Origin of the sequence: Limibacillus sp., assembly GCA_037379885.1 — a bacterium.
Taxonomy (GTDB): Bacteria; Pseudomonadota; Alphaproteobacteria; order Kiloniellales; family CECT-8803; genus JARRJC01.
In genome coordinates this window covers 1-4,086 of the sequence record JARRJC010000107.1, presented here as the reverse complement: position 1 = coordinate 4,086, position 4,086 = coordinate 1, and the positions used below count along the sequence as shown (strand labels likewise).

Annotated in this window: 5 protein-coding genes; 1 reads left to right on the top strand and 4 read right to left on the bottom strand. The window is 52.3% G+C overall.

Annotated elements, in window-relative coordinates:
- The coding region (locus P8X75_14955) for a ZIP family metal transporter (protein ID MEJ1996480.1) at positions 1 to 468 on the top strand (468 nt) is incomplete at its 5' end.
- Positions 469 to 759: 291 nt separating this feature from the next.
- On the opposite strand, the gene P8X75_14950 is transcribed toward P8X75_14955, so the two are convergent.
- The 4 genes from P8X75_14950 to P8X75_14935 all read right to left on the bottom strand — a co-directional run.
- Positions 760 to 1,131, bottom strand: coding sequence for a carboxymuconolactone decarboxylase family protein (locus P8X75_14950; GenBank protein ID MEJ1996479.1), 372 nt, complete (start codon positions 1,129 to 1,131; stop codon positions 760 to 762).
- 86 nt (positions 1,132 to 1,217) lie between these two features.
- Positions 1,218 to 1,475, bottom strand: coding sequence for a hypothetical protein (locus tag P8X75_14945; GenBank protein MEJ1996478.1), 258 nt, complete (start codon positions 1,473 to 1,475; stop codon positions 1,218 to 1,220).
- A gap of 176 nt (positions 1,476 to 1,651) precedes the next feature.
- Positions 1,652 to 3,133 carry a polyphosphate:AMP phosphotransferase gene (gene pap, locus P8X75_14940; protein ID MEJ1996477.1) on the bottom strand — a complete coding sequence of 494 codons (1,482 nt, stop codon included), beginning with the start codon at positions 3,131 to 3,133 and terminating at the stop codon, positions 1,652 to 1,654.
- 226 nt (positions 3,134 to 3,359) lie between these two features.
- Positions 3,360 to 4,086, bottom strand: a 727-nt coding sequence (locus P8X75_14935) for a PhoU domain-containing protein (GenBank protein MEJ1996476.1), incomplete at its 5' end; no start/stop codon positions are given.

Here is a 4,086-nt window from a genome sequence, read left to right as displayed (position 1 = left end):
GTCTGTGATAAGCCGCAAACGGCCGAGTTCGCTATCGGCCTAGTCCCTCTGCTCGGCATCGGCTTTCATTCACTGATCGACGGTGTGATCTTTTCGGTTACCTTCACTACCGATGTTGTCACGGGTGTCCTGGCAGCCACCGGCATGATCCTTCATGAGTTTCCCGAAGGCATTGTGACCTACATTCTCATGCTGCGGGGTGGTTTCTCAAAGCGCGCGGCAGTTGGATTGGCCTTCACGGCTGCTGCATTGACGACGCCCGCTGGGACCCTGATCTCGCTCCCCTTCATCAGTAGGATTGAGGAGAGTGTCCTTGGAGCACTATTAGCTCTGTCTGGTGGGGCGCTTTTATATGTCGGAGCTTCGCATCTCATGCCGTACACAGAACGCGAGCCGCGCCGGTTCAGCCTGTTGGCCCTTTGCTTTGGAATTCTGGTCGCACTCGGGATCATCGTGACGCATCGTTAACCGCCACCAGCGACCAATAGTTGGTAGAGATCGAGGCTCTAAAATAGCTGAGGTTTGGCAAACTTGGATGCCGGGGAGATGTCTGCTACTGGCTAGAAGTGGACCTTCAGCTCCCTTCCACTCAATGCGTCGAACTTGCGGCTACAGTCCGGGCACTCATAGTAAGGATCGGACATTCCTGACGGCACGTCCTCGACATAGTCCATCTCTTGCCCACAGATGGGACAGATGCCTTCTTTTGCGAGCTTCGTCTGGTCTTTCATCTGTGCGCCGATATTCAGCCAAGGCCCCTCAATTCTTGTAAGCGGCCTCAACCTCAGCCGCGGATGCAATCTGGTCGAAGGCATCTAGCGCAGCGGCCCCGTAAACCATGGAAGGACCGCCTCCCATCTGGATCGCCACGGCGATGGTTTCAGCCACCTCCTGACGCGAGGCACCTTTGTCAAAACACGCTTTTGCATGATAGCCGACGCAGCCGTCACAGCGCGCCGAGATGCCGATAGCCAGCGCGATCAACTCTTTCGTCTTACTTTGTAGCGCGCCCTCAGCGTAGGCCGCACCTCCAAGCGCACTGAAGCCAGCCATCGCCTTGGGCATTGCCTCTCTCAGCGCAGCAGCTCCTTGCGAGACCTCTTTGGCCACTTGGAGATAGTTTCGGTGCAGCGCGTCCTTGGTCATCGGTTCCCTCCCAATTTAAGATCGCTTAGAGCGACCTTAGGGGAGGTACGCGTCCGAGCCTTTGATCTATCTCAGGCGCAACCCTGCAGTTCGTGTATATCTTCTATGGAGTGTTTGTTCAGAAGATGGACCTCTCCAGCCAGGGTCCGCACTGGGATGAACTCATCGGCACTGTTCATCAAGCCTTGAAGCGTTTGACCGGGCTCCAGATGAAGTTGGCCGCGAAACTCACGCTCGTCATCCATACGGATGTCCACCATAATTGTTTGTTCCGCGTGCTCAGTCGCGACCCGCGAAAAATCCTCGAAATCAATCATCTTCTCAGCCATTTGATCCTCCTGAAATTAATGACGACCCAGCTGATCTAGATAACTGAAAAGATTAAACACAAACTTAAGGTGATTTCTTCGGCCTCACGATCTCTCCGATTCCGGGTGACTAGACTTAATGTCCACTTCTGGCTATCAAAGGCCACCGTTATCAATAAGCCTAGGCAATGGTTTTTTTACGGTCTTTCTTTGTCAAAATGATCGCAAAGCGTCTCAAGGATCCTAATTCTTGCAAATTTTTTGTCTTCGGAGGGAATCAGAATCCATGGAGAGTTGATAGTGCTCGTACGATCAACCATCTCCACTGCCGCAGCTTGATAAGAAGCCCACTGCTTCCGATTTCGCCAATCTTCATCAGTAATTTTGAAACGTTTAAAGGGAGTCTGCTCTCGCCGTTTGAAGCGCTTCAACTGCTCTTCCTTACTGATCTGCAGCCAAAATTTCATGATTTTCTGGCCGCTGGTCACTAGCTCATCCTCAAAATCCACAATCTCCTGGTAGGCACGTTGCCAGGCCTCGATCGGGCAGAGTCCCTCAACGCGCTCAACGAGCACCCTGCCATACCAACTTCTTTCGAAAATGACCAAGCGGCCACGCGGAGGTATGTGTCGCCAAAATCGCCAGAGATAGGGATGACGAAGCTCCTCATCAGTGGGGGCAGCAATGGAATGTACGCGGTAGATGCGCGGGTCCAGTCTGCGGACAATCCTTCGAATGCAACCGCCTTTGCCTGCAGCATCAGCACCCTCGAAGACAAGGATTAGGCCACTGTTTTTGAAATCATCCTTCTGCGTTAGCTTATGGAATCTTTGCTGCAGCGCCTTGAGCTTCTTTCGGTAAGATTTTGGGTCTTGTTTAGCAGATAGATCTAGACGGTCTAAAACTGTTGGCCTGGGTATTCCCTCTGCCCGTAGTGAAGGTGTGGGCGCGGGGGCGGGTTGGCATGGGATTTGGAGTTCTCGCTGCAGTCGGTCGAGTAGAACCTGTCCAGCCAATGCATCTCGATAATTCGGGTCTGCACCGGGAACTACGGCCCAGGGAGCCTGGGCGGTGCTGGTGATGCGGGCCATCTCCTCAACCGATCCGCGGGCAAGATCGTAGTCCAAATTTGCTAGGTCTCCCCACTCATTCATTCTTACATCAAGCGACCAATCACTGCTGCGCGCTCCAGCGCGTTTTTTGCGCTCTTTCCGCGGGAGATGTGCCCAGAGCTTGCATAGGATGTAACCATCATTTACCAGCAAGGCCTCAAACGAGGCGATCTTATGCATATCTTCCTGAAAGCGGCCCTCGTCGATAATTCCGGTGATTCGCTCATATAGAGGCTGGTGATACCATGAGCCGAACACGATAGACATCCGTCCCTTGGCAGGTAGAGCACGCCAATAACGCTGCATTCTTGGGTATTGGCGCTCTTCTTCCGTCGGGAGATAGAACGCATCAGTCGATACGTGCCGAGGATCGAGCCATTCTAACAGCCGTTGGGCTATTAGTGCCTTTCCAGCTCCGTCGATGCCTGCAATCACTAAAAGAATCGCGAGCTTACGTTCTTCAGCTATGTGAAGTTGGGCCATCAAAAGCTTGGTTCTGAGATCTACCTCGAGGGCCTTAAACTCTGAGGTGTCTAGCTTGCGAGATATAGCAGCAGATTCAAACATGGCTGTGATCTGAAACCCTCCTGTCTGAATTTTATTGAAGGAGGCTTATCGGCGTCCCTTTGAGCAATCGTATCAACCGCTTGGTTTAGGCTCTTTCATGGTTTTGGAGTTCAGCTGAGTCCGAGCAATTCGACGGGCGATCTTGAAAATGCCGTCCAGTATTTCAAGACATTCCACTTCCCGCACGTAACCCTCAACAGACTGCTTTGGCTCGCTTCCATAGTGCTTAAACCGCCTCAATTGCTCTCGCCAACGCTCGGCTCACTTCCTCATGAAAATCGGATATCTGTCGGGCTGTATTAGGATTTATCATAACGCCTTCATCGAGCCTCTTATGCGCGGAAGTCGTCAGATCCGTGGCAATACGATCCCCTATGTGCTCCAAGTCGTTGGCGATCTCAACAAGCTGCAGCAGGTGCTGGGATTGTTCTTCAGAAAGAGGGTGGCTTGAGATCTTTCCAAGGTACTCGATCAGCGACCGGTGGAGTTTGTCTACTGGTTTATCGAGGGCCGTTATGTTTCGTAAATTCTGTTTGCTCCGACCCAATATGGCGGGCAAAGCCTGGTTCAGCATTTCGACAACGTAGCTCCCCATCCGGCCAATTTCTTGACGTGCTCCACTTAGAGCAACAGCAGGTGTAGATATTAAATCCTCATCCAAGAAACGAGGAGCAAGAGGCTCGTCCTCGGATAGAGGCTTATCAGGTACCATCCACTCGACTAATCGTGCTAATTGAGTCGTAAAGCCTAGGAATAAGAACGTATTTACAACGTTGAAGATCGTATGCGCGTTGGCAACTTGCCGTGGCGCTTCAGCGGCCATTCGCGTAACTCCCGTCAAATGATCTGAGCTGGGTGAAAGTTCCCGGGCTAGATCTGCAAGTTGCGGGATGAAGCCCACCCAAACAATCACCCCTGCCACATTAAACAGGACATGCACGACAGCTGCTCTG

Coding starts and splice junctions, on each gene's coding strand:
- P8X75_14945 (MEJ1996478.1), bottom strand. CDS start 1,475: ATGGCTGAGAAGATGATTGATTTCGAGGATTTTTCGCGGGTCGCGACT.
- pap (MEJ1996477.1), bottom strand. CDS start 3,133: ATGTTTGAATCTGCTGCTATATCTCGCAAGCTAGACACCTCAGAGTTT.